Source organism: Janthinobacterium sp. CG3 (genome assembly GCF_000344615.1).
GTDB lineage: Bacteria > Pseudomonadota > Gammaproteobacteria > Burkholderiales > Burkholderiaceae_D > Janthinobacterium.
Genome location: NZ_KB467824.1, coordinates 5,104,162 through 5,126,355, shown reverse-complemented (window position 1 = coordinate 5,126,355; position 22,194 = coordinate 5,104,162). Strand labels below are relative to the sequence as shown.

General features: G+C 65.9%; 24 protein-coding genes. 9 read left to right on the top strand and 15 right to left on the bottom strand.

The genetic code is table 11. The features are described 5' to 3' along the window. Nucleotides 1-6 precede the first annotated feature (6 nt). The gene (locus JANGC3_RS0122755; RefSeq protein ID WP_017878795.1) at nucleotides 7-732 is read left to right on the top strand and encodes a PhzF family phenazine biosynthesis protein; all 726 of its coding nucleotides are present in this window, start codon (nucleotides 7-9) and stop codon (nucleotides 730-732) included. 186 nt (nucleotides 733-918) lie between these two features. After that, entirely contained in the window at nucleotides 919-3,132 is a 2,214-nt protein-coding gene (locus JANGC3_RS0122750) for a S9 family peptidase (RefSeq protein WP_017878794.1), read from the top strand. A gap of 96 nt (nucleotides 3,133-3,228) precedes the next feature. On the opposite strand, the gene JANGC3_RS29885 is transcribed toward JANGC3_RS0122750, so the two are convergent. The 3 genes from JANGC3_RS29885 to JANGC3_RS0122735 form a co-directional block, all read right to left on the bottom strand. Further along, nucleotides 3,229-3,438 carry a CsbD family protein gene (locus tag JANGC3_RS29885; RefSeq protein ID WP_017878793.1) on the bottom strand — a complete coding sequence of 70 codons (210 nt, stop codon included), beginning with the start codon at nucleotides 3,436-3,438 and terminating at the stop codon, nucleotides 3,229-3,231. A 156-nt stretch (nucleotides 3,439-3,594) separates the two neighbouring features. After that, nucleotides 3,595-4,224, bottom strand: a complete 630-nt coding sequence (locus JANGC3_RS0122740; protein ID WP_017878792.1) for a class I SAM-dependent methyltransferase — start codon at nucleotides 4,222-4,224, stop codon at nucleotides 3,595-3,597. A gap of 92 nt (nucleotides 4,225-4,316) precedes the next feature. Then, complete coding sequence (locus tag JANGC3_RS0122735) at nucleotides 4,317-6,380, bottom strand: M13 family metallopeptidase (RefSeq protein ID WP_051068338.1); 2,064 nt, start codon at nucleotides 6,378-6,380, stop codon at nucleotides 4,317-4,319. 38 nt (nucleotides 6,381-6,418) lie between these two features. On the opposite strand from JANGC3_RS0122735, the gene JANGC3_RS32965 reads away from it, so the two are divergent. The 3 genes from JANGC3_RS32965 to JANGC3_RS0122725 all read left to right on the top strand — a co-directional run bounded on the left by JANGC3_RS32965 (nucleotide 6,419) and on the right by JANGC3_RS0122725 (nucleotide 8,032). Further along, on the top strand, nucleotides 6,419-6,670 hold the full coding sequence (locus tag JANGC3_RS32965) for a hypothetical protein (RefSeq protein WP_157406837.1): 252 nt from the start codon (nucleotides 6,419-6,421) through the stop codon (nucleotides 6,668-6,670). Between the two features lie 39 nt (nucleotides 6,671-6,709). After that, the gene (locus JANGC3_RS0122730) at nucleotides 6,710-7,537 is read left to right on the top strand and encodes an HDOD domain-containing protein (protein WP_026133374.1); all 828 of its coding nucleotides are present in this window, start codon (nucleotides 6,710-6,712) and stop codon (nucleotides 7,535-7,537) included. A gap of 207 nt (nucleotides 7,538-7,744) precedes the next feature. Further along, a complete protein-coding gene (locus JANGC3_RS0122725; RefSeq protein ID WP_017878789.1) occupies nucleotides 7,745-8,032 on the top strand; it encodes a flagellar protein FliT in 288 nt (95 codons plus the stop codon). Between the two features lie 350 nt (nucleotides 8,033-8,382). Here the strand turns inward: JANGC3_RS0122725 and JANGC3_RS0122720 are convergent, their stop codons facing one another. Then, nucleotides 8,383-9,507 carry a type IV pilus assembly protein FimV gene (locus JANGC3_RS0122720; RefSeq protein ID WP_026133373.1) on the bottom strand — a complete coding sequence of 375 codons (1,125 nt, stop codon included), beginning with the start codon at nucleotides 9,505-9,507 and terminating at the stop codon, nucleotides 8,383-8,385. A 140-nt stretch (nucleotides 9,508-9,647) separates the two neighbouring features. Here JANGC3_RS0122720 and fumC point away from each other — a divergent pair, with 140 nt between their 5' ends. The 3 genes from fumC (at nucleotide 9,648) to JANGC3_RS0122705 (ending at nucleotide 11,839) form a co-directional block, all read left to right on the top strand. Then, the gene (fumC, locus tag JANGC3_RS0122715) at nucleotides 9,648-11,036 is read left to right on the top strand and encodes a class II fumarate hydratase (RefSeq protein ID WP_026133372.1); all 1,389 of its coding nucleotides are present in this window, start codon (nucleotides 9,648-9,650) and stop codon (nucleotides 11,034-11,036) included. A gap of 117 nt (nucleotides 11,037-11,153) precedes the next feature. Then, entirely contained in the window at nucleotides 11,154-11,372 is a 219-nt protein-coding gene (locus JANGC3_RS0122710; protein ID WP_017878787.1) for an RNA-binding S4 domain-containing protein, read from the top strand. 170 nt (nucleotides 11,373-11,542) lie between these two features. Further along, the gene (locus JANGC3_RS0122705; RefSeq protein ID WP_017878786.1) at nucleotides 11,543-11,839 is read left to right on the top strand and encodes a hypothetical protein; all 297 of its coding nucleotides are present in this window, start codon (nucleotides 11,543-11,545) and stop codon (nucleotides 11,837-11,839) included. Between the two features lie 69 nt (nucleotides 11,840-11,908). Here JANGC3_RS0122705 and JANGC3_RS0122700 read toward each other — a convergent pair whose 3' ends face one another. From JANGC3_RS0122700 to JANGC3_RS0122655, 10 genes are all read right to left on the bottom strand, one after another. Further along, the gene (locus JANGC3_RS0122700; RefSeq protein WP_017878785.1) at nucleotides 11,909-12,367 is read right to left on the bottom strand and encodes a DoxX family protein; all 459 of its coding nucleotides are present in this window, start codon (nucleotides 12,365-12,367) and stop codon (nucleotides 11,909-11,911) included. A gap of 36 nt (nucleotides 12,368-12,403) precedes the next feature. Next, nucleotides 12,404-14,017, bottom strand: a complete 1,614-nt coding sequence (bufB, locus tag JANGC3_RS29880; RefSeq protein WP_232429756.1) for an MNIO family bufferin maturase — start codon at nucleotides 14,015-14,017, stop codon at nucleotides 12,404-12,406. Between the two features lie 66 nt (nucleotides 14,018-14,083). Further along, nucleotides 14,084-14,350: a BufA1 family periplasmic bufferin-type metallophore gene (locus JANGC3_RS0122690; protein WP_017878783.1), complete on the bottom strand. Its 267-nt coding sequence runs from the start codon at nucleotides 14,348-14,350 to the stop codon at nucleotides 14,084-14,086. A gap of 365 nt (nucleotides 14,351-14,715) precedes the next feature. Further along, nucleotides 14,716-14,907: a YjfB family protein gene (locus JANGC3_RS0122685; protein WP_026133371.1), complete on the bottom strand. Its 192-nt coding sequence runs from the start codon at nucleotides 14,905-14,907 to the stop codon at nucleotides 14,716-14,718. Nucleotides 14,908-14,959: 52 nt separating this feature from the next. Next, nucleotides 14,960-15,514, bottom strand: coding sequence for a molybdopterin-guanine dinucleotide biosynthesis protein B (mobB, locus tag JANGC3_RS0122680; RefSeq protein ID WP_026133370.1), 555 nt, complete (start codon nucleotides 15,512-15,514; stop codon nucleotides 14,960-14,962). An 87-nt stretch (nucleotides 15,515-15,601) separates the two neighbouring features. After that, a complete protein-coding gene (locus tag JANGC3_RS0122675; RefSeq protein WP_157406835.1) occupies nucleotides 15,602-15,931 on the bottom strand; it encodes a hypothetical protein in 330 nt (109 codons plus the stop codon). 98 nt (nucleotides 15,932-16,029) lie between these two features. Then, nucleotides 16,030-17,448, bottom strand: a complete 1,419-nt coding sequence (locus JANGC3_RS29875) for an alkaline phosphatase family protein (protein WP_017878779.1) — start codon at nucleotides 17,446-17,448, stop codon at nucleotides 16,030-16,032. Between the two features lie 209 nt (nucleotides 17,449-17,657). Next, a complete protein-coding gene (locus JANGC3_RS0122665) occupies nucleotides 17,658-18,404 on the bottom strand; it encodes a general secretion pathway protein GspB (RefSeq protein WP_026133369.1) in 747 nt (248 codons plus the stop codon). Between the two features lies 1 nt (nucleotide 18,405). Beyond that, the gene (locus tag JANGC3_RS0122660) at nucleotides 18,406-20,058 is read right to left on the bottom strand and encodes an ExeA family protein (RefSeq protein ID WP_017878777.1); all 1,653 of its coding nucleotides are present in this window, start codon (nucleotides 20,056-20,058) and stop codon (nucleotides 18,406-18,408) included. Between the two features lie 46 nt (nucleotides 20,059-20,104). Next, nucleotides 20,105-20,653, bottom strand: coding sequence for a hypothetical protein (locus tag JANGC3_RS0122655; RefSeq protein WP_017878776.1), 549 nt, complete (start codon nucleotides 20,651-20,653; stop codon nucleotides 20,105-20,107). Between the two features lie 776 nt (nucleotides 20,654-21,429). Between JANGC3_RS0122655 and JANGC3_RS0122645 the strand changes: the two genes are divergently transcribed. Next, a complete protein-coding gene (locus JANGC3_RS0122645) occupies nucleotides 21,430-21,759 on the top strand; it encodes a PEP-CTERM sorting domain-containing protein (protein ID WP_017878774.1) in 330 nt (109 codons plus the stop codon). Between the two features lie 49 nt (nucleotides 21,760-21,808). Here the strand turns inward: JANGC3_RS0122645 and JANGC3_RS0122640 are convergent, their stop codons facing one another. Next, nucleotides 21,809-22,093 carry a hypothetical protein gene (locus JANGC3_RS0122640; protein ID WP_017878773.1) on the bottom strand — a complete coding sequence of 95 codons (285 nt, stop codon included), beginning with the start codon at nucleotides 22,091-22,093 and terminating at the stop codon, nucleotides 21,809-21,811. Nucleotides 22,094-22,194 lie beyond the last annotated feature (101 nt).

Sequence of the window (22,194 nt, the reverse complement as noted above, 5' to 3'; positions counted from 1 at the left end):
CCAGCAATGACCGGCTTTGTTGCTTTCACAGCCGCCCCCCCCCTCTCGCCGCAGACCGAGTTCCCGTTCGCCGGCCACCCGACGCTGGGCACCGCGCACGCCCTGCTCGAAGCGGGCATGCGGCCGAAGGCCGGCGCGCGCATCGTCCAGGAATGCGGCGTCGGCCTGGTGCAAATCGACATGGCGGCGGACGGCTCGCTGGCATTCCAGGCGCCCGCCGCCGAGCTGCGGCCCTTCGATCCAAACCACCGCGCGCTGCTCGAAGCGGCGCTGGCCGGCGCCGCGCTGACGCCGTCGCCGGCGACGCCGCCGGTGCTGGCGAACATGGGCATTCGCTGGCTGGTCGCGCGCATGGCGAGCGCCCAGGCCTGCCTGGAGGTGCGCGCCGACGCCGCCGCGCTGGCCGGGCTGATGCGGCGTTGCGAGGTCGACGGCGTGGCCATTTACGGCCCTTATGGCGCAGCTGGCCCGGCCGATTACGAGGTTCGGGCGCTGCTGGTCGAGCAAGGCGCGCTGATCGAGGACCCCGTCACCGGCAGCGCCAACGCCTGCATCGCCCGCGTGCTACAGGCGCAGGGGTTTCCGGACGGCGCCGCGTCGGCACGCGCGTACAGCGCGCGCCAGGGCGCGCTGCTGCAGCGCGACGGCCGCGTGGCGGTGCGCTACCGCGACGGCCAGCCGTGGATAGGCGGGCATTCGGTGACGGTAATCGACGGCACGCTGGGGGCGTAGGCGCCGCGGGCGGCGTTGTGGCGGCACGGCCCGGCGGCTCTGCCCCGCCTTGCCGAACGATGCACGGCTTTTCCCGGCTTATTCCGAATCCCGGGCTATCGCTTAAAGCATCGCGCTCTGGTATCGTCTTGCGCATGGCCCACAGCCTTGTTGGGCCGTACCCCGTCCACCCTCACCGAGATATCCATGCGCTTTATTCTGTGTTTTTTGGCCGCCCTGGCCAGCGCCCCCGCCGGCGCCGAGCGCCTGACCCTGGAGCGTATCCACGCCGACCCGGCGCTGGCCGGTCCCGGCGTGCGCAATCTGAAAGTGTCGCCCGACGGCGCCCGCGTGACCTTCCTGCGCGGCCGCCCCGACAACCAGTTCCAGCTGGACCTGTGGGAATTCAACCTGAAGGATAAGCGCGCGCATTTGCTGGTCGATTCGACGGCGCTGGTGCCGAACGAGACGGTGTCGGAGCAGGAGAAGGCGCGCCGCGAACGCGACCGCACCTCCAGCCTGAACGGCATCCTCAGCTATAGCTGGTCGCCGGACGGCAAGCAACTGCTGGTGCCGCTGGGCGGCAACCTGTACCTGGTCGACGTCGCCAAGCCGGACGCGGCGCGCCTGGTCGCGGCGGGCAATGTGCTCGATCCGAAAATTTCGCCGAAGGGCCGCTACGTCTCCTTCGTGCGCGAGCAGAACCTGTTCGTGATCGACTTGGAAAGCGGCCGGGAGCGCCAGCTGACCAACGACGGCGCCGGCACCGTCCACAACGCCGAGGCGGAGTTCGTGGCGCAGGAAGAGATGGGCCAGCGTACCGGTTATTACTGGGCGCCGGACGATTCGGCGATCGCCTACAAACGCTACGACGAGGCGCCGGTGCCGGTGGTGCGGCGCTTTGAGATTTTCGCCGACCGCACCGACGTCGTCGAGCAGCGCTACCCGGCCGCCGGCGACCCGAACGTGCTGGTGCAACTGCTGATCGTTTCGCCGGAAACCGGCGCGCGGCGCCAGGTCGAGCTGGGCGCCGAGCAGGACATTTACCTGGTGCGCGCCGACTGGAGCGCCAACGGCAAGGCCCTGCTGTTCCAACGCCAGACGCGCGACCAGAAGCGCCTGGAACTGGTGTCGGTGGACGCCGCCACGCTGGCGCAGCGCGTCTTGATCACCGAAACCTCCAAGACCTGGGTCAGCATCCACGACGACCTGCGCTTCCTGAGCGGGCGCGACGCCTTCATCTGGTCGTCCGAGCGCAGCGGCCGCAACCACCTGTACCTGTACGACCTTGACGGTCGCTTGCTGCACCCGATTTCCAGCGGCGAATGGGGCATCGACAATGTGCTGGCGGTCGACGAAAAAGCCGGCCGCGTGTTCGTCGCCTCGAACCGCGACGCGGTGATCGACAAGCAGACCTACGCGCTGGCGCTGGACGGCGGCACGGCCGACCAGCCGGCGCGCATTACCCAGGGCGACGGCTGGCACGACGCCGCGTTCGCGCGCAACGGCGAGGTCTTCGTCGACACCTTCTCCGACCCGGACACGCCGCCGCAGGTGAGCATTCGCCGCCCCGACGGTTCGATGGTCGGTTGGCTTGAGCAGAACGCGCTGAGCGCCGAGCACCCGTACGGCAAATACCAGGCCAACCATCTGCCGACCGAGTACGGCACGCTGAAGGCGGCCGACGGCCAGAGCCTGCACTACTCGCTGCTGAAGCCGGCCAAGTTCAACCCGTTCAAGCGCTACCCCGTGTTCCTGTCGACCTACGGCGGGCCGCACGCGCAGCACGTGGCGCGGCGCTGGGGTAACCATTTCGACCAGTACATGGCGCAGCAGGGTTACGTGGTGTTCCGGCTGGATAACCGCGGCTCGTCGCGCCGCGAACGCGTCTTCACCGACGCGATTTACCGCAACCTGGGCGCGGCCGAGGTGGCCGACCAGCTGGTCGGTATCGACTGGCTGGGCCGGCAGAGTTTTGTCGACGCCAAGCGCATCGGCGTGTTCGGCTGGAGCTACGGCGGCTTTATGACGCTGCGCCTGCTGGCGGCGGCGTCCGACAAGATCGCGATGGGCGTGTCGGTGGCGCCGGTGACGGATTGGGCCTTGTACGACACCCACTACACCGAGCAGTTCATGGACGCGCCGAAAAACAACGTGGCCGGCTACCAGAGCGCCGGCGTGTACGCCCACCTCGACGGGCTGCGTTCGCCGCTGCTGCTGGTGCACGGCATGGCCGACGACAACGTGCTGTTCACCAACACCACGCGCATGATCGACGCGCTGGTCAACCGCGGCATACACTTCGACCTGATGACGTATCCGGGCGCGAAACACGGCATCTCGTCGCGCGCCGGCCAGCGCCACGTGTATGCGACCATCGAGGCGTTTTTCAAGAAAAACCTCGGCGGCGGAGAGCCATAATCTACGCTGGAAAACGCAGCCGAAAAAAAACAGCCGCACGTCGCGGCTGTTTTTTCATCCTCGCCGGGCGCGTCAGCGCGGGCGCGGCAAACAAGGTTAACGTTGCTTGTTGGCGTTTTTGACAGCTTGGTCGTTGGCGTCTTCAACGGCTTCCTGCATATTCCCAACCTGCTTTTGCAGCTTGCCTTCGACCTGGTTGGCCACACCCTTGGCTTGCTGCTTCGAGCTGCCGACAAGTTCGCCGACTTCCTGCTGGATTTTGCCGCCGATGTCTTTTGCTTCGCCTTTGATTTGGTTCTTGTTCATGATGAACTCCTTGGAAATGGTTGATACATCTGTCAATGGAACCTACTTCGGTCCGAGCTTCGCGGCTCTGGTGCGCCGCGGATGAATGAATCATAGAAGCAATAGCGGCATGGTTCTGTGCGCTTGCCAACATAGTGGAAAAGTAATTTTTCCCGCTCAGCCGGGTTTGCGCCAGACGCTGGCCAGCCACGCTTGCTGCGCGCGCGGCAAGCCGGCCGGCCGGTAGTAATGGCTGAGCGCGACAAAGCCGGCCGCCGTCATGAAGCGTTCCCAGGTGGCGTAGTCGTAGTAGCTGCCGTAGCGGGGGCCGTTCCAACCCTCCTGGTTTTGTCCGCGCGGATTCGAGCTGAACAGCACCGCGCCGGGTTTCAGCGTCGCGCACAACGCCTCCAGCACCTGCGGCAGGGCCGCGCTGGGCAGGTGGAATAGCGAGGCGTTGGCGAAGACGCCGTCGAAATGCCGCGGCGGTAGCTCGAGCTTGACGAAGTCCTGGTGCCAGACGGTGCAGCCGCTGTGCTGGCGCGCCATCGCGCAAAAGCTGGCCGAGCCGTCCACGCCGACCGCCGTGTGCCCCATGGCCGTGAAACTGGCCAGGTCGCGCCCGGGGCCGCAGCCCAGGTCGAGTATGGTGTACGGCGCTGGCGCTTCGATGGCGTCGAGCAGCGCGGCGATGTTTTGGCTGACGTCGTGGTCGCGCGTACCCTCGAAAAACTGCGCGGCGGTGTGTTCGTAGTGGGCCAGCGTGGGGCCGGTGATGTGCGCGAAAGCGTCGGGGGTGGCGGTCATGGCGGGGAAATGGGCGGACGGCGCGCGCGGCGCAAAGACACATTGTGCCTGATGCGCCGCGCGCTGTCGCGGGATGGCGCCGGGCCGGCTTGCTACCAGACGCGCACGCGCTGGCCGGGCGCCAAATACAGCGCCTGGCCCGGCTTGACGTCGAAGGCCTTGTACCAGGCGTCGAGATTGCGCACGGTGGCGGCGCGATAGGCCGCCGGGGCGTGGCCGTTGGTGACGAGCCGCTGCCGCTCGCTCGCCTCGCGCGCCTTGCTGCGCCAGGTTTCGGCGTAGCCAAGGAAGAACTGGCGGTCGGCGTCGGCCGACTCCGGTATCGCCTGCGCGGCCTTGAAGGCGTCGTAGGCGGCGGCCACGCCGGCCAGGTCGGCCAAGTTTTCGCTCAGCGTCAGCTGGCCGTTGACGGCCAGGTCCTTGAACGGCCGGTACTCCGAGTACTGCGCCGCCAACACCGCCGAGGCGCGCTTGAAGTGCTCCAGGTCGGCCGCCGTCCACCAGTCGCGCAGGCGGCCCTGGGCGTCGAACTGGGCGCCCTGGTCGTCGAAGCTGTGGCTGATTTCATGGCCGATGGTGGCGCCGATGCCGCCGTAGTTGGCGGCGTCGGAGGCCTTCGGGTCGAAGAACGGCGGCTGCAGTATCGCGGCCGGGAAGTTCAGCGCGTTTTGCAACGGCAGGTTGACGGCGTTGACCAGTTGCGCCGGCATCGCCCATTCGCTGCGCTCGACCGGTTGGCCCAGCTTGGCCAGCTGTTGGGCATAATGGTGCTGCTCGGCGCGCAGCATGTTGCCGAAGGCGTCGCCCGGCACCACCTCCAGGTCGCGGTAGGATGTCCAGCGCTCCGGGTAGGCCACGCCGACGTACAGCGTCTTGAGCTTTTCCTGCGCCTGGGCCTTGGTGGCCGGGGCCATCCAGTCGAGCTGCTCGACGCGGCGCGAGAAGGCGGCGACGATGTTGCCGACCATTTGCTGGACCCGCGCCTTCGACTCCGGCGCGACGTAGCGTTCGACGTACATCTGGCCGACGGCGTCCGGCAGCGCGGCATTGGTAGCGCTGAGCGCGCGCTTCCAGCGCGGCGGCTGCCGTTGCGCGCCGCTCAGGGCGCGGCCGTGGAACGAGAAGCGCTGCGCCGCCACCGCCTTCGGCAGCGCGCCGCCGAGCTGGTTGACGGTGTGGAAGCGCAGGAAGTCCTGCCACGTCGCCAGCGGCGTCGCGGCCACCAGCGCGGCGGCGCCGCTGAGGGCGTTGGGATGCCAGACGATGAAGCTGTCCTGGCCGCCCAGGCCGGCGCTGTTGAAGAAGGCGGCCCAGTCCATGCCGGGCGCCAGGTTGGCGAAGTCGGCCGCGCGCCAGACGTTGTTGCCCTTGACGACGTCGGCCGAGTCTTCGCGGCTGGCGTGCGACAGCGCGATGGCGTGCTCGAGTTCGAACACGCGCTTGGCGCGCGCGCGCGCGTCGGCGTAGCCGGCCAGCTTCAGCGTGGCGGCGATATGCGCCTGGTACTGGGTCCGCAAGGCCGCCATTTTCGGGTCGTCCGACAGGTAGTAGGTGCGCTCGGGCATGCCCAGGCCGCCCTGCAGCAGGTAGGGCAGGTTGCGCGAGGAGTCGGTCAAGCCTTGCGCGACCCACAGGCCGAACAGGTTCTCGGTGAAAAAATCGGTCATATTGAGCGGGTCGACGTCGGCGCGCAGGCTGGCGCCGAGCGCGCCGGTCAGCTCCGCCTTGTTGCGCAGGGCGTCGATTTTCTGCAACAGCGGCTTGAGCGGCGCCATGCCCTTGGCCTCGATCGCCGCCTCGTCCAGATAGGCGCGGTAGTAGTCGCTAACCTGCCGGGCCGGTTGCGGCGCCGCCGCACCTGCGGCCGCGGCCGCTTCGATCAGCTTGACGACGCGCTGGTTGGTTTCCTCGGACAGGGCGGCGAAGGAACTCCAGTCGCCGCGGTCGGCGGGGATCACGGTCGAGGCCATCCAGGCGCCGTTGACGTAATGGTAAAAATCGTCGCCCGGCAGTAGCGCGTGGCGCGCCTGCGCCGGCGCGCGGGCCGGCTGGGCGGCGGCGAACGCCGGCGCGAACGCCAGCGCGGCGCCGCAGAATGCCAGCGCGACGGTGTTTTTGCGCGGTGCGGCCCGCAACGATCGAAAAGCTGTGTGCATGGGTGTGCCTTTTTTGATTCTAGGTGGAAATGCGGCGGATGACGCGGACGCTTGTACTCAAGATCAACTATAAAGCCGGGAGCCGGAAAAAAACCGCACATTGCGACAAGCTGCGTTTTGCCCGCCCTGAACGGCGGATTGCCGGGGCGGAAAACCCGACGCCATCGCGGCGCGCACAATTGAACTTTCCACGGGGTAAATATATTGGTATGCTGGCTTTAAAACGCGCGGGCGGAAATGCCACAATTTCGCCGCAAATTTTTGCCTTGCGGCGACAAATCGGAATATAGTTCTTGGTAGTAACGTGGACACACACAGGAGACCAAAAAATGAAACTTGAGGCGCTTTTCCAAAACCCCCATGCCTTGCCCACGGCTCCCAAAGTAGTCGAGGAGCTCATCAACAGTTTCAACAACGCGAGCGTCTCAACCGACCAAATCGCCAAGAAAGTGTCCACCGATCCGGTGCTGAGCGCAAAACTGCTGCGCCTGGCCAACTCGGCGTACTACCACGTGTCGCGCAGCATCGGCACCGTCGAAGACGCCGTGCTGATGCTCGGCTTCGTTACCGTGCGCACGCTGGTGATCAGCTCCGGCCTGGTCAGCGGCTTCAAGGCCGTGCCCGGCCTCGACCTGAAGGAATTCTGGCGCTACAGCCTGCACACCGCCGTCTCGGCCAAATGGATCGCCAAGCAAGCGGGCGAAAACACCGACCTGGCGTTCACCATCGGCATGATGCACGCGATCGGCCAACTAGTGCTGCACTCGGCGATGCCGGAGCAGGCGATCCAGCTCGACAAAATCGCCCCGCCGCTGGACGCGCGCCGGCTCGACGCCGAAATGGCCTCGCTGGGCTACTGCTTCGCCGACGTCGGCGCGGAACTGGCCAAGCGCTGGAAATTCCCCGAGCCGTTCTCGGAAGCCATCGGCGCCTTCCCGGACCCGGTAAACAAACCGGAACTGAACCGGATGGCGGCGGTGATCCACCTGGCCGCCTGGCGCGCCCGGGTCGACGAAGCCAAACTGAGCGAAGAGGAAATCGCGGGATGCTATCCGACCGAGGTAGCGGAGGCGCTGGGCCTGGCGCCGGACCTGTTGATTGAGAAAATGCCGCCATTGAGCGACCTCAGCGCCGGCCTGGAAGAACTGGTCCACTAACTTTCCACGCATGCAAGGCGGGCCGCGGCGACTGCGGCGGCCCGTTTCCTCGCCCCCCCTGCCCCGCTCCAGCGCCGTCCAACGGCCGCGTCAAAATTATTTCACTTTATTTTCGTCTTTTTTCAAAAACACCCTAAAGTTTCCAAAAGCGCCGCCGCTAACCTAGACAAGCAGTAATCTTTTTCAATTTTAGCTACGGGTGCGCTCATGACCTCCACCGAAGTCCTTTCGATGTACGAAAACATTGCCGGCATCACCAATCAAATGGTATCGGCCGCGCGCGCGAGCGACTGGGACGCCCTGAGCACACTGGAAGGCCAATGCGCGAGCGAGGCGCGCGGCGCCAGCGCCGGCGCGGTACCGGCCCTGAGCGGCGCCCCGCGCATGCGCAAGATCGACCTGCTGAAACAAATCCTGGCCAACGACCGCGCCGTGCGCGACGCCACCGAGCCATGGATGGGGCAACTGGCCAACATCATGCCGGCAAAGCACTAAAATCGACACGCACTACCGAATCGAAGGCGCCTGCGGGCGCTTTTTTTTTTGGGGGGGGGGACCGCTGGATGAATTCTGGAGAGCGAGCACCAGGTATCTCCTGGTGTCGCCTCTTCGCCGGTTGCATCCGGCGTTCGCGTGCGCATCGTTGGCATCGCAAACCGCTTCCAGGGCAGGACGTTTATTCAACGTTAAACCTGTTTGTCGCGCCACTCCATCGTTGGTGACTGCGCCAGGTCCTGACCTGTTTTTTGTCGTGGTGCAAGACCACTGAAGTCAGTATAACCTATATGTTCGGGAATTGGCCCGCACAATTGAATCTCAGCATTGATTTATTTTTAGATAATATTTTATTCGTCCAGAACGGGTTCGACGGCGGCTGCGTCGGCGCCTTCAAGGGCTTTTTTGCGGCGGAAGGGTTTGCGCAGCAATACCCAGTATGTGGACGGTGCACCCGGCACGGCCGCCTTCTTGCGACGCCAGTACAAGTAGAGCGCCGCGCCGATCAGCAACAATAACGCAACGGCGCCGCCGCCCACCAGTGCCAGCGGCATCGGGCTGGTGGCCGGCGCTTTTTTGGCTGCGGCGGCGAGCGGTTTGGGTTTTGCCTTGAGCGGCGCGAGCGCGCTGATGGGCTGCGGTTTCAGCCCCGCCTGCCCCGGCAACAGTTCCCGCTGCAATATTTTTATTTTGCCTTCCAGTTCAACAAGTTTGCTGGTTAGCGCCGCGTTTTTCTGGTCCAGCACCCGGCAAGCCTTGGCTTGGCCGGCGGAACCGGGACCGCAAGTTGCCGCCGCCTCTGGTGTTGGTAGCTGCGCCGGCACGCTGGTATGCGGCACGGCCGGCGCCGCGGCGGCTTGTCGAGGTGGCTTATGGCTGGGCGGACGCGCCATGGCCGGAGCGGGAGCGGGCGCGGGTTCCCTTCGCTCGGGCATGGCGGCGCGCGCCCGCGCCGCCACCAAGGCTGGACTGGGCGCCGCTTCCGAGACGGCTGCGGCCGGCGAGGCGGGCACGGGCGCGTGTGCAATCACTGGCGCCGGTGCCGGCGCGGGTGTCGACGCCGGCGCCGGGTCCGCCGACAGCCAGAGCGTGACGGCGCGCACGGCGCTGCGCCCGCCCGCGCTCAGTTCCAAGTACAGGTGCAGGTAGTCGGCGTCGACGCGGCGCGGCGAGGTGACGCGCAGGTATTGCCGCTGCTCGCGCCGGAGCACGGCCAGGTGCACCGTTTGCAGCACCGGGTCCATGCTGATGTTGGCGCCACGGTAGACGTCGGGCGAGGCCAGCCGCACTTGCAGGCCCGCCACTTCGTCCGGCGCCAGCGCGGTCAGTTCGATCTCGGCCACCAGCGGCTGCCCAAGGTAGGAACGCACGCTCGGCTCGCCCAGTTCGGCCGCGGCCGCACCGGCGCAGGCCAGCGCGGCGGTGGCGATGACGCCGGCGCGTCGGATCAAGCTGAAGGGGGCGCTGCGCTGCATGGGCTGGTCGCTCGTATGTCGTGTGTATTGGAAGGAAGTGTATCTGCTATAACGGCAGGAAATCGCCGATTTGTAGCCCCGACGCAATTTTCAACCGCTGGAGTACACTTGCCAGCTCACCGTAGACGAAAGGAAGGCCCGTGAATAACAGAGTTGAACGCGACAGTTTCGGCCCGATCGAGGTGCCCGCCGATAAATTGTGGGGCGCGCAGACGCAGCGCTCACTGGAGCACTTCCATATTTCAAGCGAACGCATGCCGCCCGAGCTGATCGCCGCGCTGGCCGTGGTCAAGCGCGCCGCCGCCAAGGTCAACCTTGACCTGGGCTTGCTGGACGCGCCGAAGGCGCTGGCGATCACGCGGGCGGCCGACGAAGTGCTGGCCGGCGCCCACGCCGCCGAGTTCCCGCTGGCCGTGTGGCAGACCGGTTCCGGCACCCAGAGCAATATGAACATGAACGAGGTGCTGGCCAACCGCGGCTCGGAGTTGATGGGCGGCGTCCGCGGCGCCGAGCGGCTGTTGCATCCGAACGACGACGTCAACATGGGGCAGTCGTCAAACGATATTTTCCCGACCGCGATCCACGTCGCGGCGGCGCTGGCGGTGGCGCAGGCGGTGCTGCCGTCGCTGCGGCAGTTGCGCGACACGCTGGACGGCAAGGCCACCGCGTTCGCCGACATCGTCAAGATCGGCCGCACCCATCTGCAGGACGCCACCCCGCTGACCTTGGGACAGGAATTTTCCGGCTATGTGGCCCAGCTCGATTTCGCCGAGCATATTATCCAGGCGGCACTACCGCCGCTGTTACAACTGGCCGCCGGCGGCACCGCCGTGGGCACGGGCCTGAACGCGCATCCGCAGTTCGCCGAACGTATCGCCGCCGAGCTGGCCGAGCGTACCGCGCTGCCGTTCGCCAGCGCCAGCAACAAATTCGCCGCGCTGGCCGCACACGACGCGCTGGTGGCGGCGCACGGCGCGCTGAAAACCCTGGCCACCGCGTTGATGAAACTGGCCAACGACGTGCGCTGGATGGCCTCCGGTCCACGCTCGGGCCTGGGCGAACTGTCGATTCCGGAAAACGAGCCGGGCAGCTCCATCATGCCGGGCAAGGTCAACCCGACCCAGTGCGAGGCGCTGACGATGCTGTGTTGCCAGGTGTTCGGCAACGATGTCGCGATCACGCTGGGCGGCGCATCGGGCAATTTCGAGTTGAATGTGTTTAAACCCTTGATTGCGCACAACTTTTTGCAAAGCGCGCGCCTGCTGGCCGACGGCATGCGCAGTTTCGACCGCCATTGCGCGCATGGCATCGAAGCGAACCTGGAGCGCATCGGCGAACTGATGGCGCGCTCGCTGATGCTGGTGACGGCGCTGGCGCCGCACATCGGCTACGACCGCGCGGCGCAAATCGCCAAGAAGGCGCAGCACGAGGGATCGACGCTGAAGGAGGCGGCGCTGGCGCTGGGCTTCGTCACTGCCGAGCAGTTCGAGCAATGGATCGTCCCGCTTGAGATGACGCGGCCGGGTTGAGCGGCGTGGCAGGCGGCCGATTGCCGCCGCGGCGCGCGCTCAGGTACACTGCGCGCCGAGCCGGCGACATCGCGCTACACTTGGAACCAACCCGTAATGATGCAACAGAGGAAAGACATGCAAAGAGTAAGCTTTGACCTGACGTCGGAATATATTGAACTGAACCAGTTGCTGAAGCTGGTGGGGCTGTGCGACAGCGGCGGCGCCGGCAAGGTGCTGGTGGCCAGCGGCGTGGTCTGGATCGACGGGCAGCAAGAGTTGCGCAAGACGTGCAAAATCCGTGCCGGGCAGAACGTCAGCGTCGGCGATGTGCGCATTAGCGTCGTGGCGGCTTGACATTGGCGTAACGCAAGCAATTTCCCCAAGTAGATCTTGCGCTTAGGAAATAACCGTTTAAGCTGGAAAAAATGCACGGGCTTTCTGCGAATTTGCGCCTGATCAAATTCGTCCCGTCGTTGTTGTTTATATTATAAGTTAGTATATCAACCAGCTTGAAGGGGGACGCAATGGACAGTCCTGAACAAATCCACACCCAGGAACGCCTGATCGGCGATTTGCGTCTGGTAATCGAGAACGCTGAAGAGTTGCTGAAAAACACGGATCAGTACACCGGCGCGCTGTATCAACACGCCCGGGCCAAGCTGGTGGTGGCCTTGCAGGCCGCCTCCGAGGAGTTGGTCCGCTTCGAAGAAAGCCAACTCAACCGTATGATGGCGGCGACCCGCGTCGCCAACGAACTGTGGCATGACGACAGCGGCGAAGCGCGGCTGCTGCGCGCCTTCCAGCAGGCGCGTCCGGGCTGAGCGCCGCGACCCGCCACCCTGCCCGCCCGACTGTCGACGTTGCCCAATCGGCCCGAGCCTGGTCTGCGCTCAGCGCTTCTTGCCGAGAACACCGTCCAAGGAGAAGCGCCCCGCCCCGAACGCCGCGATCACCAGCAACAGCGCACCCCAGTAAAAATGGTCGTTGATGGCGGCCGGGCAGTCGAAGGAAAACAGCTGCGGGTAGGAAATCACCGCCATCGCATTGACCAGAAACAGCCCCAACGCCGCCGGACGCGTCAGCAAGCCGGCGAACAACAGCACCGGCAGCGCCAGCTCGCCCGCCGTGCCCATCAGCGCCGCCACTTCCGGCGACAGCAGCGGTACGTGGTATTCGTCGCGAAATAACGCCAAGGTCGCACTCCAGTCGCCGATTTTGCTCAGCCCCGCCTTGAGGAATTGCGCGCCGACATAAAAGCGGATTACCAGACTCAGCAGGGAGCCGCCCCAGTCGGCGATAGCGGCGTCGAAGCGGGTGGAAAGTTGGTGGTAGCCGAGTAGCGTTTTCATTGTTGTTTGGTCTAATTTAAGGGTGAACCGGACAGCTCAGTGCGCGCAGACGATCTCGACCACGACCGCGTGCGCTATCCAACGTGCGACACTGGCGCCGACGTCGAACGCCTCGTCGATGTCGAAGGCGGCGTCGAGCGCGGCGCCGAAGTCGTCGCCGCCGCCCAGCAGCGCCAGCGCCGCATGCTCGGCCTTGCCCAAGGGCAGCACCTGGGCCTTCCATAGCGGACGCGCGACCACGGCGTAGCTGTCGGCCCGCATCTGCTGCGGAAACGCCGGCGCGGCGTCGCCTTGGTGAGCCAGCCACAACGGTACGACCGCCCACTCCGACGCCAGTAGCGCGCACGCCGGATGCAGGCGCAGCCGCGCCGATTCCATACGCTGCGGCCCCACCGCGGCGAAATCGGCGGCGCCGACAGCGGCCGCGTCGGCGCTGTAATACGCCCGGTGCAAGGCCCATTCCAGCCGCGCCATGTCCGGCAGGTAAGGCAAGTGGGCGACATGCGGGAAACCGCCCAGGAAGTCGGCGAAACGCGCGCCGAAGCGGTTCAGGTCGCCGCTGTCGGACGGCTGCGCCAGCCCGTAGGCGCGCGCCAGGCCGCCGAAGAACTCCTCACCCACCAGCATCTGCAGCACCGGATAGGCGTGCGCCAGGGTCTTGGTCCACGTCGCCGTCAAATTGCCCCTGTACAAGGCAAGGCGGTGTGCATTGCCCTCCCCCCGACATTGCGCCAGGGCCGGCTCCTGTTGCGCCACCGCCAACAGGGCGGCGGCGAAACCTTGCTGCCCGGCGGCAAGAACGGCGCTGGCCGGGCCGCGCCCGGCGGCTGGCGCCGTGGCCGCGCCGGCGCGCCGCGCGGCCGGATAGTCGGCGGCCAGCGCGGCAGCCTTGCGCGCCTCGCCCAGCAGCACGTCGAGCGCGGGAATATCGGTGTCCCACTCGATCAAGGTCGGCACCCGCCCAAAACGTCGCAGGGCCGCCTGGTACAGCTCCCAGACCGGCGCGGCGACGGTGTCGCCGTGGTGGTCGATCACCGCCCGCGGCGTGACCAGATGCCCTGCCAGGTGAATTTCGCCGACGCTGCCGACGGCGATGGCTCCCAGCGCCGCCAGCGCGTCTTCGCCGTGGTTGCACTGGTTCACATACAGATTGTTCACGTCCAGCAGCAGGCCGCAGCCGCTGCGCCGCGCCAGCGCCGCCATGAACTCGGCCTCGCTCATCGCATCGTCGTGGAAACGCAGATAAGTGGACACGTTTTCCAGCAGAATCGGCCGCTTCAGCCGTTCCTGCACCCGCCCGACCCGCTCGCACAGCAGCGCCAGCGCGGCCTCGCTCAGCGTCAACGGCAGCAGGTCGTTGAGCTGGCGGCCGTCGACCGCGCCCCAGCACAGGTGCTCGGACACCAGCGCCGGCTCACACCGCTCGACCAGACTGGCGACCCGCTCCAGGTGCTCTTCGGAGAAACCGCGCGCCGAACCGAGACCCAGGCCGACGCCATGCAGGCTGATCGGATAATCGTGCCGCAACTGCCACAGCACGTGCCAGTCCCAACCCGCCTGGTCGAGATAGTTTTCGGTGTGGACTTCGAGCCAGTCGACGGCTGGCCGCTGTTCGATGAACTGCCGGTAATGCGGGGTCCGCAATCCCACTCCTGTGCCTGTCAATACGGAAGTATCTGGCATTGGCATGACCCCGTGGTTAAACGACAACGCCGATTACTTCGGCGCGGTCAGTTTGCCGCCGGCTTTTTCACAGGTACCTTTGGCAACATATTTCCACTCGGTGGCGGCCATGTCGGTTTTTCCCTGGCCGGCGCAGGAATGCGAACCGTTGGACGGCGCGCAATCGTTTTGACCGGCCTTGGCGACGCCGAAGCACTTTTCCTTGTCGCCGGTGGCGGAGGCGGCGGCCGTGGCGCTACCAACGCCGGCGGCGCAAACAGTGGCGAGGGCGGCGGCGATCAGGGCTTGACGTTTGTTCATGGTATATCTCCAATGTAGTAGTCGATTGTTTATGAATGGAAGCAAAGATTTTTGCAACTGAAGTATAGTCGTGGCGGCTCGCCCATCCTTACACAAGAAATTGAATATTCTCGCGATTGCATCCCCACTAGGCGGCGACGACACAGCGATTCTACTGAGTTTGGCTTGGAAAAGCTGATGTCCCGCACAATATTTCGGCGTGAGGGCGTCGGCAAACGGCCCACTCGACACGCGATCGCGCCGGCCTGGCGGGCGTTTTATTGAGTCGAACAAGGGGAAGGGGCGACGCTGGTGTCGCTGGCCGCGACGCCCCGGGAAAGGGGCGCTGGATGCACGGCGGCTCGCTTCTAGTGCTACGGCAAGATTTACGCGGTGGTGTTGATTCTGCTGCCCAGGTGCGCAGGCAGGTTCGGCACCGCCGGTATCGCTTCGATCAGCGCGGTCGCCGTCGAACTCTGGATATCTTGCGCTTTCTTCAACACTGCCATGCCAACCGCTTGCTTGGTGCCCGTATCCGCAAGTCCTGTTGCCAGCTGGGCAATACCGGTGATATCCATGCTGTTCTCCAATGAAGGTCTAACGGAGTTAACGGGCGCTCCGGCAAATACTTTAGCCTTCCCTGGACGACGCCGGCAAATTCCTGGCCTTACTCAACAACCAAGCCAGTACCTGCCGCGGCGCGTTCAGGTCGAGCCAGCTCACGCCGTCGGCCAAGTCGGCCGGCGCCGGCACGTCGGAGGCGACGGCGACAATGTGCGGGTCGCGCAGGTACAGCGGCGCCTGCCCCATTGCTGGCCGGAACACTTCAAGCTTGGCGATCGGCGTCGACTTGAAACCTTCGACCAGGGTCAGGTCGGCCGGCGCCAGGCGGGCGATCTGTTGCGCCAGCGTCGGCTCCGGCGCGCCGCGCAATTCATGCACGATGGCGTAGCGGAACGGCGACGCCACCAACACCTCGGCCGCGCCAACCATGCGCAGCCGGGCGCTGTCTTTATGCGCCGGCTCCAGCACAAGGTCGTGGTGGCTGTGCTTGATAATATTGACGCGCAAGCCCTGCGCCGCCAGTTGCGCCACGAGAAATTCAAGCAGCGTGGTCTTGCCGCTGCCCGAATGGCCGACCACGCCAAACACTGGGCCGGCCTGGATGGGAATTTCTCGCTGCATCGCTCAACCTCTTCGCCTTCGGTAAGAATGGCGCCATTATACGCAGCCATGGCCGAGGGGAAAGGTAGCCGACGTGGCGAGACGGCTTCAGGGGTCGCGCGCGAACACGTCGTTGCGCTGGCCGCGGGAGGTGAAACCCAGCATGCCCAGCCCGATGAGCAACAGGCAGTAGGGATTGGGCACCTGTGCAAGGGAGGCGGACTGCGGCGCAGCGCCCGCCGCCTGGCGCCGCAGCGCCGCATTGGCGCCGGCGGCAAGGCGGCCGCCGACGCCATCGGAGTCCGGCGCACCAGTGGCCGCAGACACAGCCGCAAAAGCCATGCCCCGGCCCCCCGTGGCGATCAGTTCGATGCATTGTGCGTTGCCCATGCCCCAGCAGGCCGCAAGGCACACCAAGGCCATTTTCTTCGTCAACATAAACATCCCCTGCCGTTTTAGCGATGTATGTAAATTAACAGTTTTACATGACAGCAAAATGACAAGAAAATATATTTAAACCAACATTTCCATGCGCTTTACTTCGCGCCGGCGGCTTCAGGGGAATGGGAGGGTTGCTGCGCCGGCTTGTCGCGCCTCTTGCGTCTTTTGGCGAGCGACAGCGGGGCCGCCTTGCCGTTCGCCGCCAGCGCCTTCTTCGACGTTTTCGCTATGTGTTTGTCGGCCGCGATCGCGCCCGCCTCTTCGACCGACAGCGTGCTTGCGGCGTCGGCGGTAGCGGCATCGCTGGCCAGGCCCGCGCCCCAACTTTCCACATGCCACGCGGCCCACTGGGCGATGGCGCTGTCGGGCATGAGCGGCGCCGGGCGCGCCTGCGACTCCGACAGCAAGGCGCCGACATGCGCCGCGGCGTTGACCCGCCGACCCATGTCGGGTATGTCGCCGTTGTCCAAGCGACAAAAGCGCATAAGGATGGTTTTGATGATCGAGGTATGGTCGAGCAGGCCGTGGTGTACGCTGGCCGGCGCCACCCACGGGCAAACCACCATGGCCGGCACGCGCACGCCGTATTGCTGAAAGGCCGGGTCGAGGTCTTGCGCCGGCGCCGGCGCGACATGGTCGTAGAAGCCGCCGTGCTCGTCGTAGCACAGCATTAGCAGCGTCTCGCCCCACGCCGGCCCGCGCGACAGCGCCTGGTACACCTGGGCCACCAGCGCCTGGCCGGCGCGCACGTCGCCCGGCGGGCTGTCGTCGTTTTCAAAGAAGTGCGGATCGATCCAGCTCACCGACGGCAAGGCGCCGGCCAGCGCGTCGCCGACGAAGCCGTAGCGGCGCCGGCTGCTGCCGAAGGGTTCGTAATTTTCCGAGGATCGATAATGCTCGTCCGTCAGCGCCAGCGTCCACGGTTTGCGCTCCGAGTAAAACTTCCAGCTGACACCGGCGCGGTCCAGGTGGCGCAGGAAGGATTTGTTGGCGTACAAGGGCACCCGCTTGTTGTCCTTGCTGCCGCTGGCCCGCCCGCTCATCGCGTACAGGCGGTTCGGCCAGGTGGCGCCGGGGACCGAACTGAACCATTTGTCGCACACGCAGAACTGCCGGGCCAGGAAGTCATACGCGGGCAATTGCTTGCCGTTGTAATAGCCCATCACCAGCGCGAACTCCGGGTCGCCCGGGTGCGTCAGCGCGTAGTCGTCGACGAAACCGCCATTGCCGCCCGCCAGTTGGCGCGCCACCGCCGCGCCGTCGTGCGCCGGCACCTGCTCCCGGCCCAGCGCGGTGCGCTCGAGGTGGTGGACCGGGTAGTTGCGCCCCTGGTGGGTGTTGAAAAAGGACGCCTGCAAGCCGTCGATGTCCGCGCGCCCGCCTTCCAGGCTCAGATAGCCCAGCATGTGGTCGAAGGATCGGTTTTCCATCATCAGCACGACGATGTGCTTGATCTTGTCGAGCTTACCGACACCGTCGATCGACGGTTCGGACACCGCGGTTTCAATAGTCATTCTGCCCCCAAAATCGACGGTTAGCGCCGTGTCGATTCTGGTTGGACCGGAGGGCGGCTCCACTGTTCAGCCTACTGTGCGCCCTTTTGATGCGGAACAATCCCGGCCGGGTCCGCAATGCCGCCAAGTGAAGCTTCCGTAGGTCGGATTAGCAACGCGTAGCATTAAATTAGCGCTCCGGGGCGCCTCGGCACAGGCCGCGCAGCGCGTTAATAGGGGACGCGGTAGCGATAGCCTTTGAAACTGAATACCGCCGATTTTGGCTGTAATTTTTCCAGGACCAGGCCGGGGGCCACTTCCTCGCCCTCGTGACGCAAGGCTTTGTCGACCAGCAGCAGGCGGTCGGCCGGATTTTTCGAGTAGATGTAACCGCCCAGCGCCAGCGGCGGAATCTGCCGTTGTATCGGCTCCGGCAGGTCGCGCAGGCCGGCCAGGTTGTCGTCGGCCGGCGTGGCCGGCGGCGCGGACTGCGCCGCCGGCTCCGGCGCCGGCAATACCGGTTTGGCGGACGCGCTCGCGCTCGCCACGTGCGGCGCAGCCATTGGCCGGCGCGGCGGCGCCGGAGGTGGCGCGGGGGACGCCAGGGCCACCGCGGCGGGCACGTGAACCGATGCCACAACAGCAGCGACGCCGACCGGAGCGGGCGCCGCCGCGGCAGCGCCGGTCGCCATGCCGGAGGGTGGCGGCGCAACGGCCGGCGTAGGCGACGCAGGCGGCGCGGTCGCGACGGCAACGCCAGCCGGCGCGGCCGGCGGCGGCGCCGCGCGCCACATCAGCGCCGCCAACGTTAACGCCAGCGCGGTCATGCCGCCCAGGGCCAGCCACAGCGGCTTGGCCAGCGCGCGGCCGGCAACCCTGGGGGCGCCCGCCCGCAGCTGTGGCGCGTGGATTGTTGGCAATTCGCCCAGTTGGCGCTCGGCCTGCGATTTCTTCAACGCTTCTAAAATATACGACATTTTATTTCCCCGCCACGGCGTTGGCCACCGGCGCCGGACGCATCAGGCGCGGCTCCTGGGCGCCGCTAGCCTGGATCAGGCGAATGAAGGTTTTCGGACCGGCCACGCCGTCCGCCTTGAGTTTCTGATCGAGCTGGAAGCCGCGTAGCAAGCGCTGGAAGTTGGCGTCGAGCGCTTGGTTGGCGGGCGGCTGGTCCAGTGCATGCATCTGCGCCAGGCGTCGCGCCAGCCAATCGACGTCCGGGCCGCGGTCGCCAACGCCGACTTCGTCGCGCCAGGAACGCGGCGCGCGCCAGAAGGTGACAAAGGCGCCGTCGAAGCGGGCCGCCAATTGCTCCAGGCTGAGCTGATAGTCCTTGCCGTCGACAAGCAAGGTCGCGCCCGCCTCGCCCAGCCCGCTCAACACCGCGTAATAGCGCGCGCCGGCGCTGTCATGCAGACTCAGCACGGCGGGACGGTCGAGCAGACGCAACTCGTCCAGCCCGCCCTTGCTTTGATGGCAGCGCAAATTCAATTTGGCGGCGACTTGGCAGGGCTCGCCGGCCGGCAAGGCCGCGCCCCACAGCGCCGCCAGCTCGCGCAGCGCGGCGCGGTTGTCGGTCGGCGCCAACGCCGCCACCGGCGCCGGCGCGGCGGTGGCGCCGGCTAACGGCGCCGCCGGCACCGGCGCCTTGGCGGGCGCGGACACGGCGGCGCGCGCGAGCACCGCGGCCGGCCGCTGCGCTTCGCGCGGCAACAATTGCCAGGCTGTGGCGCCCGTCACCAGCGCGCCCGCCATCACGCCGGCCAGCAGGTAGGGCCAGCGCGGCGCGGCGCGGGCCGGAGCGCCGTCGGCTTCGGCGAACACCTCGGCGGCGGCCTTGCGCAGGATCTGCCGCGTTACCTGGTGCCGGTTCTCGACGTAGGCGCCGAGCAAGGCGCGGTCGCACAGCAGGTTGATGCGGCGCGGCACGCCCTTGCTCAGTTGATGAATCCGCCGCGCCAGGCCGCGCGGAAACGGCGCCGCCGCCATTGCGCCGGCCACCGCCAGCCGGTGGCCGATATAGCTGGCGGTTTCGTCCGCCGACAGCGAGCCGAGGTGGTAGCGCGCGATGACCCGCTGCGCCAGTTGCTCCAGCTCCGGGCGGGCCAGCATAGCGCGCAACTCCGGCTGGCCGATCAGGATGATTTGCAGTAGCTTGCGCTCGTTGGTTTCCAGATTGGTCAGCAGGCGCAATTGCTCCAGCACCTCGGCCGACAGGTTTTGCGCCTCGTCGATGATCAACACATTGTTCTTGCCCTGGGCGTGGTTGGCCAGCAGGTACAGATTGATCGCGTCGACATAGGATTTCACGCTGACCGCGCCGGCGCCGTGCGGCGCCAGCGCGATGCCGAACTCGTCGCAGATCGACAGCAGCAACTCCTCCACCGACAATTTGGGGTTGAAGATGTAGGCCAGCTTGCAGTCCGGCGGAATCTGCTCCATGAAGCAGCGGCACACCGTGGTCTTGCCGGCGCCGATTTCGCCCGTCAACAGGACGAAGCCGCCGCCGCCGCCCACGCCGTACAGCAGATGCGCCAGCGCCTCGCGGTGGCGTTCGCTCATGAACAGGTAGCGCGGATCGGGGGCGATCGAAAACGGGGATTGCTTCAGCTGGAAAAATTGCGTGTACATGGAAACCCTGAGGATGCGTTGGCGGCACCGGAAAGCAGCGGAAAGCTCACTTGCGCCCCGGCGGCAACGGCTTGTATTTGGCGCAAAAAACCTTCGACTTGGTGCGGAAATAAACGATTTTGCTGCCCGGGCTCGATTCGCGCACCGGGTAGGCGCCGGCGTCGCGCTTGGCGTAGCGCGGCCCGGCCGCCGCGACGATGGCCGCGTCGACCGTCTCCGGCGTGGCGTCGGCCACCACGCCGAGGAAAGTGAGGGCGCTGGTGTCGTCGCTGACGATCACGTCGGTGATGCTCGCGCCCCACAGGGTGGCGTCGGCCTTGAACCAGTACGCCCCGCCCTCGCGCTTGTAGGCCGGGCCGAACGCGCTCGACAGATAGGAGTAAAAATATTTGTTGTCGATCTCGTCGAGGCACAGCACGGCGTTGCCGACGACGCTGCCGAAGGTCGACGGCGCCGCCTGCGCGGCGGCGCCGCAGACGCACAGCGCCAGCGCCGCCAGCCGGCGCAACGGCGCTGCGGACGGCGGCGGCGGAGCAGGCCAATATGCCTTGGCGCGCCATGCGGCGTTGCACATCTTGACGCGCCAATCCATCATATCGATCCGCTCCCCCGAGAATGCGGCGCTACATCAATGCTTGCGCTCGTCCTTCTTGACCTTCTTCGCTTCCTTCTTCTCTTTCATGGTTTTCGCCGGTTCCTTCTTGTTTTCCTTTTTACTGTCCTGTGCTTTACTCATAATGCCTGACTCCATTTGGTGGTTGAACTACTGGTACGCCCGCGGCCAGCGCCGGCTCGGCATGCTGGCAAGCAGCGCCGCCTGGCGTCCATCGGCTGGCGGCAACGGCTGGCATGTCACTTCGGCCATTATGACATTACAGCGCGCAATCCACAGCAGATTTCCCGCCCACGCCCCGGACCGGCATGGCCGGCCGCGCGCTTGACGTTCCGCCGAGGCCGTCCGCGCCGGCCATCCGCAGCGCGCGGCGCCAGCGACATACCCACAATACAACGACGGCGACTTTATTTTTCCGCCCCCGCGGCGCCGCCGCTAGCGGCTCTGCCCGCTCACCCGGGCGCCGCCCGGGCGCGCCGCCTTGTCGATAGCTCAAGCTTTAAAAAGTTGCCATGATTATTATCAAAATCAAATTCCCATGGCAATTAGATTGTGCTTAAATTAACGCCATTAAAGAGATAAGAAAACCGCCGGCCGAGGCGGCTACCGGCCCCGTCAGCGGGAGCGCGGCGTCACGGCCGCGGCGGCGACATAGTTGGAGACAGGGACATTGGGCGTGCTGGGTATGCCGCAGCGAAACTAGGTTTACCCAGCCCGGCAATGGATGTTTTCAAGCTTGAAATAATGAGGACGATGCGATGAAATTCGCCATACCCGCAGCAACTGCGCTGTTTTTGCTAACGCTGGCCAACGCCTCGCAGGGCGCGGTCGTTTACCTCGATCTGCCGACGGACGCACTTTCCGTCCAGCCGGCGCGCGCCGCCAACGGCGCGCAGCGCCAGCACCTGGCCTTGGCCGAGGCCGAGGTCGAGCTGCGCCACGGCGGCGCGCAACTGCCGCCAGGGCCGATGTCGACCGTGCCGGAACAAAGCGCCTACTCGATGCTGATGATCGGCCTGGGCTTGCTCGGCCTGCACATGCGCCGTCAACCGCAGGAAGAGAAATTCAGCGTCGAGCCGCCGCAATAGACGCGCCGGCGCCGTTGGCGCGACGCTTCCCCGTCCTTGTCGGCGGCGTTTACGCCAGGCCCAGGCGAACCCGGGTCGACTCGATCAGCGCGGTATCGTAGGGATACAGGTTTTCAATGAAGAACAGCTCGGTTTCGGCCGGGTCTTCCAGGCACATCGTCAGCATGTGCGGGCCGTCGTCTTCGCGGCCGAGAAACTCCTTAGGCCAGCGGTTTTTACGGTGCGCGCGCAGTACTTCCATGCCCAATGTTGCGAGGGGCGCGGCCACACCGGCCGCCAGCGCCTCGCGCTGCCAGTCGTCCCAATATGCGCTGTTTGCTGCCTTGTCGTTCATTTTGTACTTCCAACTGAGGTGTAAAGGGCGGACTGTACTCCGGATGGCCGCCGTTATCAAGCGCCGCCGCACAGCGCAGGCGCCCACCCCCGACGCGAATT

Coding starts and splice junctions, on each gene's coding strand:
- JANGC3_RS0122755 (WP_017878795.1), top strand. CDS start 7: ATGACCGGCTTTGTTGCTTTCACAGCCGCCCCCCCCCTCTCGCCGCAG.
- JANGC3_RS0122750 (WP_017878794.1), top strand. CDS start 919: ATGCGCTTTATTCTGTGTTTTTTGGCCGCCCTGGCCAGCGCCCCCGCC.
- JANGC3_RS29885 (WP_017878793.1), bottom strand. CDS start 3,438: ATGAACAAGAACCAAATCAAAGGCGAAGCAAAAGACATCGGCGGCAAA.
- JANGC3_RS0122740 (WP_017878792.1), bottom strand. CDS start 4,224: ATGACCGCCACCCCCGACGCTTTCGCGCACATCACCGGCCCCACGCTG.
- JANGC3_RS0122735 (WP_051068338.1), bottom strand. CDS start 6,380: ATGCACACAGCTTTTCGATCGTTGCGGGCCGCACCGCGCAAAAACACC.
- JANGC3_RS32965 (WP_157406837.1), top strand. CDS start 6,419: ATGACGCGGACGCTTGTACTCAAGATCAACTATAAAGCCGGGAGCCGG.
- JANGC3_RS0122730 (WP_026133374.1), top strand. CDS start 6,710: ATGAAACTTGAGGCGCTTTTCCAAAACCCCCATGCCTTGCCCACGGCT.
- JANGC3_RS0122725 (WP_017878789.1), top strand. CDS start 7,745: ATGACCTCCACCGAAGTCCTTTCGATGTACGAAAACATTGCCGGCATC.
- JANGC3_RS0122720 (WP_026133373.1), bottom strand. CDS start 9,507: ATGCAGCGCAGCGCCCCCTTCAGCTTGATCCGACGCGCCGGCGTCATC.
- JANGC3_RS0122710 (WP_017878787.1), top strand. CDS start 11,154: ATGCAAAGAGTAAGCTTTGACCTGACGTCGGAATATATTGAACTGAAC.
- JANGC3_RS0122705 (WP_017878786.1), top strand. CDS start 11,543: ATGGACAGTCCTGAACAAATCCACACCCAGGAACGCCTGATCGGCGAT.
- JANGC3_RS0122700 (WP_017878785.1), bottom strand. CDS start 12,367: ATGAAAACGCTACTCGGCTACCACCAACTTTCCACCCGCTTCGACGCC.
- JANGC3_RS0122690 (WP_017878783.1), bottom strand. CDS start 14,350: ATGAACAAACGTCAAGCCCTGATCGCCGCCGCCCTCGCCACTGTTTGC.
- JANGC3_RS0122685 (WP_026133371.1), bottom strand. CDS start 14,907: ATGGATATCACCGGTATTGCCCAGCTGGCAACAGGACTTGCGGATACG.
- mobB (WP_026133370.1), bottom strand. CDS start 15,514: ATGCAGCGAGAAATTCCCATCCAGGCCGGCCCAGTGTTTGGCGTGGTC.
- JANGC3_RS0122675 (WP_157406835.1), bottom strand. CDS start 15,931: ATGTTGACGAAGAAAATGGCCTTGGTGTGCCTTGCGGCCTGCTGGGGC.
- JANGC3_RS29875 (WP_017878779.1), bottom strand. CDS start 17,448: ATGACTATTGAAACCGCGGTGTCCGAACCGTCGATCGACGGTGTCGGT.
- JANGC3_RS0122665 (WP_026133369.1), bottom strand. CDS start 18,404: ATGTCGTATATTTTAGAAGCGTTGAAGAAATCGCAGGCCGAGCGCCAA.
- JANGC3_RS0122660 (WP_017878777.1), bottom strand. CDS start 20,058: ATGTACACGCAATTTTTCCAGCTGAAGCAATCCCCGTTTTCGATCGCC.
- JANGC3_RS0122655 (WP_017878776.1), bottom strand. CDS start 20,653: ATGATGGATTGGCGCGTCAAGATGTGCAACGCCGCATGGCGCGCCAAG.
- JANGC3_RS0122645 (WP_017878774.1), top strand. CDS start 21,430: ATGAAATTCGCCATACCCGCAGCAACTGCGCTGTTTTTGCTAACGCTG.
- JANGC3_RS0122640 (WP_017878773.1), bottom strand. CDS start 22,093: ATGAACGACAAGGCAGCAAACAGCGCATATTGGGACGACTGGCAGCGC.